This window comes from Mesorhizobium sp. M8A.F.Ca.ET.021.01.1.1 (genome assembly GCF_003998025.1).
In the GTDB taxonomy this organism is placed as follows: Bacteria; Pseudomonadota; Alphaproteobacteria; order Rhizobiales; family Rhizobiaceae; genus Mesorhizobium.
In genome coordinates, this window is sequence record NZ_RZSJ01000488.1 from 1 (window position 1) to 4,824 (window position 4,824).

General features: G+C 63.2%; 5 protein-coding genes and 1 pseudogene. 1 reads left to right on the forward strand and 5 read right to left on the reverse strand.

Annotated features, from left to right (window positions below; translation table 11 throughout):
* A pseudogene (locus tag EOA36_RS27875) lies at nt 1-1,053 on the reverse strand (N-methylproline demethylase); the annotation flags it as partial.
* Nucleotides 1,054-1,110: 57 nt separating this feature from the next.
* Between EOA36_RS27875 and queF the strand changes: the two are divergent.
* Nucleotides 1,111-1,572, forward strand: coding sequence for a preQ(1) synthase (queF, locus tag EOA36_RS27880; RefSeq protein WP_127280281.1), 462 nt, complete (start codon nt 1,111-1,113; stop codon nt 1,570-1,572).
* A gap of 8 nt (nt 1,573-1,580) precedes the next feature.
* On the opposite strand, the gene EOA36_RS27885 is transcribed toward queF, so the two are convergent.
* The 4 genes from EOA36_RS27885 to EOA36_RS27900 form a co-directional block, all read right to left on the reverse strand.
* Nucleotides 1,581-2,189 (reverse strand): hypothetical protein, encoded by a 609-nt coding sequence (locus EOA36_RS27885; RefSeq protein WP_127280282.1) that lies wholly within the window; start codon nt 2,187-2,189, stop codon nt 1,581-1,583.
* A 4-nt stretch (nt 2,190-2,193) separates the two neighbouring features.
* The gene (locus EOA36_RS27890) at nt 2,194-2,670 is read right to left on the reverse strand and encodes a DUF3828 domain-containing protein (protein WP_127280283.1); all 477 of its coding nucleotides are present in this window, start codon (nt 2,668-2,670) and stop codon (nt 2,194-2,196) included.
* A gap of 124 nt (nt 2,671-2,794) precedes the next feature.
* The gene (locus EOA36_RS27895; RefSeq protein WP_127280284.1) at nt 2,795-3,904 is read right to left on the reverse strand and encodes a mandelate racemase/muconate lactonizing enzyme family protein; all 1,110 of its coding nucleotides are present in this window, start codon (nt 3,902-3,904) and stop codon (nt 2,795-2,797) included.
* Nucleotides 3,905-3,956: 52 nt separating this feature from the next.
* Nucleotides 3,957-4,824 (reverse strand): FAD-dependent oxidoreductase (locus EOA36_RS27900; protein ID WP_127280285.1); only part of this gene is annotated, 868 nt, incomplete at its 5' end.

The following is a 4,824-nucleotide window of genomic DNA, read 5'->3' on the forward strand; positions in this document are numbered from 1 at the left end:
ATAGGTGGCGCCCACGCAGGGACGGATCTCGTGCTCGCGGCCCTCCATCACCTTCTTGATGATGTGCGGATCGGCGATGTGGGCACGCGTCATGCCGACCATGTCGAGCTTGCCGGTGGCGATCGCGTGGCGCGCGGTGGCGACGTCGGAAATGCGCGCAGCGTGGAAGGTCGGGAATTTCGTCGCCGCCCTCACCTCGCCGGCGAAATCGAGATGCGGCGAAGACCGCATGCCAGTCACCGGGATGACCTTGGTCAGTGCCGCGTCGGTCTCGATCGAGCCACGGATGATGTTGAGGAAATCGACCTTGCCGGAGCCGGCCAGTCGCCTGGCGATCTCGACGCCCTCCTCCTTCGACAGGCCTTTCTCGAAATCCTCGTCGGCGACCATGCGGATGCCGACGACGAATTTGTCGCCAACCGCCGCCCGCACCGCATCGAGCACCATGTTGGTGAAGCGCAACCGGTTGTCGAGCGAACCGCCATACTCGTCGTCGCGATGATTGGTGGCCGGCGACCAGAAGCCGTCCATCAGATGGCCGTAGGATTCGAACTCGATGCCGTCGAGACCGGCTGCCTGGCAGCGCTGGGCGGCCGATGCATAGTCGGCGACGATGCGCTCGATGTCCCACTCCTCTATGGCCTTGGGGAAAGCACGATGCGCTGGCTCGCGCACCGGCGAGGCCGAGAGCACCGGCAGCCAGTCGGCCTTGTTCCAGCCGGTACGGCGGCCGAGATGGGTGATCTGGATCATCACCTTGCAGTCATGCTCGTGGCAAGCGTCAGCGAGTTCGGCCAGCCACGGCACGATGCGGTCGTCATAGACGTGCAGATTGCCGAAGGCGGCCGGGCTGTCGCGCGAAACGATGGCCGAGCCGGCGGTCATGGTCAGTGCCATGCCACCCTTGGCCTTTTCGGCATGGTAGAGCCGATAGCGCTCCTTCGGCATGCCGTCCTCCGAGTAGGCCGGCTCGTGGCTGGTCGACATCACCCGGTTCTTCAGCGTCAAATGCTTGAGCTGGTAGGGTTGGAGAAGCGGGTCGTTGCTGGTCATCGTCTTCCTGCCGTTTTAATTTGTGCTAATGAGCGGCAAATCCAAGGAAACCCGCTCATGATCGATACCAAAAATCTCACCCAGCTCGGCACGCACGTCGAGACGCCACAGAGCCCCGAAGCTGCGGTCCTGGAAACCGTGCCGTTTTCGCGCGGTGACGGACCGCCGGCGATCGTGCGTTTCACCGTCCCGGAATTCACCTCGCTCTGTCCGGTGACCGGACAGCCGGATTTCGCCCATATCGTCATCGACTACGCACCCGACGCGGCCCTGGTGGAATCGAAGTCGCTCAAGCTGTTCATGACCTCGTTCCGCAACCATGGCGCTTTCCATGAAGACTGCACGGTGATGATCGGTCGGCGCATCGTGGCCGCGACCAAGCCGTTGTGGTTGCGCATCGGCGGCTACTGGTATCCGCGCGGCGGCATTCCGATCGATGTCTTCTGGCAGACCGGCGCTCCGCCCGAAGGCGCCTGGCTGCCGGACACCGGCGTCGCCCCCTATCGCGGGCGCGGCTAGTTCGGCCATCATTCGCACTGGTACTGGCTGAGCGCCCATTCGCCGGTCACCGACAAAAGGTCCGATATCTTCCATTCGCCGTCGACCTTCTTGAACTTCCATTCAAGGCGGTGCGGGTTGCCGGCGACGACGAAGGCGACGATGACCTTGGCCTGATCGCCATTGATTGATTCGAGCGTCTTCAGGCTCTTGTCGATCTCGGCCTTGTCATAGTCCGCATTGTCGAACGCCATGTTGGGGTCCAGGCACTCGCCCTGCCCGGATTTGCGCAAGGCATCGCTTTTGTCGAGCACGGTTTTCGCCGGGTCGATGAAATGGCCGCGCTGAGCCGGATCGATCTCCAGGCCGACCTGATCGTAGAACGGCCGCACAACCGCTGTCGGCGATCCCGGCTGGATGGGGGTGGCGGGCCCGCTCGGCGGCCATGCGACAGGTGGCGTCGCCGGCTCCGCAGCTCCGCCAGGCGCGGTCGCCGGCGGCGTGCCGCTGTCATCGGGCGCGGTCCCGGCCGGAGCATTTGCCGGCGGCGCGCCTAACAGGCCCTGAGCAGCCGCGCCGTTCAAGCCAGCCGCCAGCAGGCACATGGCCGACAATAACAGGAGCGCGCGACCGGCCATTGCATCACTCCGGATCTTGGCCTGCCATGCATTCGAGCTGGCTCAGCGTCCAGGCGCTGGTCTTCGATGCAATGTCCGATATCTTCCACTTGCCGTCGACCTTCTTCAGCGACCAGTGCATTTCGCGCTGCGAATCGTCTCCTTCCGGCAAGAGACTGAAATTCGCCACCACTTGTGCCGCGTCGCCATCCACCGTCTCGGACAATTTCAAGGTCTTGGAGATGGTCTTCTGGTCGAAATCCTGCGCGTCGAGGCCCGGGTCGAAGTCGATGCAGGCGACCTGGTCCGGATTCTTCTTGGTCGCCTGGTCGTTGAGGTCGAACAGTTTCGTCACCGGCTCGGTGAAGCGATCGCGGTATTGCGCGTCGGCCTCGAACTTGACCTGCGGGACATAGAAGAACTTCACGGCGTCGGACGCCGGACCGGCCAATGCGGCGGCTGGTGCGGCAATCGACAAGACGGCGGCGAGCAGCAGTTTCATGGATTTCCCCGAATGTTTGGCTGCGGAAAGCAATCAATACCACGCATCGTGCATATCGGCTTTTTTGCGGCTCATGAAGCCTTCGGGTGGCTCGTCTACTTGCATAGATCACATCCAACGATCCTTAGTCTCCGAAAGTAGCGATCGGCGCGTTGAGTTGGGAGCGCTCAGGCCTGACGCCGAGCCCTGGGATCTGCGGGACGCGTATATGCCCGTTCTCGATCACGATCGGGTTTACGGGATCGGTATGCCCTTCGATGTATTCCTGCGCGATCCAGGCTCCCTCAAAACGTCTCGGCTCGACGGTAGCGGCGAGGTGCACGCAGGCCGCGGCGATGACGTCTCCGCCCCAGGCGTCGTCGCAACTGTGCGGAAGAGATCGTATCGCACACAGGTCGCGGACCGTGGCCATCTTGGTGAGGCCGCCAAGGCGGGTGACCTTCAATCCAAATCCATCCGCGATACCTGACGAAACTGCCCGCAACACTGCATTCAAATCCTCGGTATTCTCGTCGAGATAGATCGGGTGTGTAACGCGTCCCTTGAGACCCGCCACTTCCTCCATGGTGTTGCAAGGCTGTTCGAACACGAATGGGATTGCCTGGCAAAGCCGATCGATGTGCAACGCCGCGGCAGCGGTCAGGCCACGATTGGCGTCGACGGCCATCCGGGCCTTGAAGCCAACGGCCTCCCATACTTTGTGCACGGTGGCGACGTCCTGTTCGAGATCCCGTCCGCCGATCTTGATCTGAAGCCGTGCATATCCGGCGTTGACCTTGTCGGCGGCAATACGCGCGGTCTCGTCGGGAGCACCGACGATCGTCGAGTAGTAAGACGGCACACGATCGGTGAGCGCACCACCGAGAAGGGTTGAGACCGGGACGCCCAGCCGCTGGCCGGTGAGGTCGAGGAAAGCTATATCCAAGGCCGCCTTGGCATAGTTGTGCCCGTTCAGCCGCTCGTCCATTCTTTTGGCGAGGCGGCGCATGGACGTTGTATCCTCGCCGACAAGTCCAGGCGCTATTTCGGCAATTGCCGCTCTCGCGCCCAGCGCATGTTGGGGCTGATAAACAGGGCCGATCGGGCACGTCTCACCCCAGCCTGACAGTCCATCCTCGGTGGTCACTTCAACCAGCGTGCTGTCCAAATTCCGCACGCTATCACTGGCCATCCGGTAGGCACCGCCTTTGACAGGCAGAAGCACCTGATAGACTTTGATTGACTGGATACGCATTCAGACATCAGCCCCGTTCATGCCTTGCCTGGTCCGGCGCCTTTCGCGATCATCAAAGACCAAGCGCCACCTTGCGCCCGTCATGAATGGCAAATGCCGCCTGTCTGGAGGCGGTACAATCGCCGATGGAGGTATGCGCAATTCCGCGCCGTTCGAGCTCGATGGACAGGCTGTGCTGCGCCATGCTGGTGGCGGCGAAGACCAAAGCGTCGGCCTCGACCTCCTGCTCGGTCCCGTCGAGCAGCGAAGCAATCCTGGCCATCCTGCCATCCCAGTGCACGATGGCGCTCTCGGTCACGAACCGCACGCGCAGTTTGGCGAGCGCTCGGCGCAGCGGCGCGTCGACGGCCATTCGCTGAAGCTCTTTGCCGACCAGGGCGTCCGGGGTCACAAGCGTCACATCGTGACCGTCCTCGGCGAGTTTCCAGGCGGTGCCGCAGCCTTTCCAATTGCCGCCATCGTCCAGCAACAGAACATTTTTTCCCGGCCTCGCCTCACGAGCCATCACCGCCTCGGCCGAGAGCACCGGGCCACCGCCCGGAATGCTGTCCCACTGCGGCAAGGCCCGCTGGAAAGCGCCGTCTGGCGGCATCGAGCCGGTGGCGATGATGACGTGATCCGCGCCTTCGTGCTCGACATCATCGGCTTCGACATACTGCCCGTAACGGATGTCGACCTGAAGCTGGCCGAGCTGACGCTCGTACCAGCTAATCAGATCCAGAATCTGGGCACGGCGCGGCTGCAGTCCGGCAAGACGGAACTGCCCCCCAAGGCGGTCGGAAGCCTCGGCCAGTGTGACGCGATGACCGCGCTCGGCCGCGGCGCGCGCCGCTTCGAGGCCGGCCGGGCCGCCGCCGACGACCAGCACGCGCTTCGGCTGGGCGGCCGGAGCGAAGCGATCTCCGCCCCACTCCCATTCC

Excerpts from the sequence above, each read along its gene's own strand:
- queF (WP_127280281.1), top strand. The coding sequence starts at position 1,111 with ATGATCGATACCAAAAATCTCACCCAGCTCGGCACGCACGTCGAGACG.
- EOA36_RS27890 (WP_127280283.1), bottom strand. The coding sequence starts at position 2,670 with ATGAAACTGCTGCTCGCCGCCGTCTTGTCGATTGCCGCACCAGCCGCC.
- EOA36_RS27885 (WP_127280282.1), bottom strand. The coding sequence starts at position 2,189 with ATGGCCGGTCGCGCGCTCCTGTTATTGTCGGCCATGTGCCTGCTGGCG.
- EOA36_RS27895 (WP_127280284.1), bottom strand. The coding sequence starts at position 3,904 with ATGCGTATCCAGTCAATCAAAGTCTATCAGGTGCTTCTGCCTGTCAAA.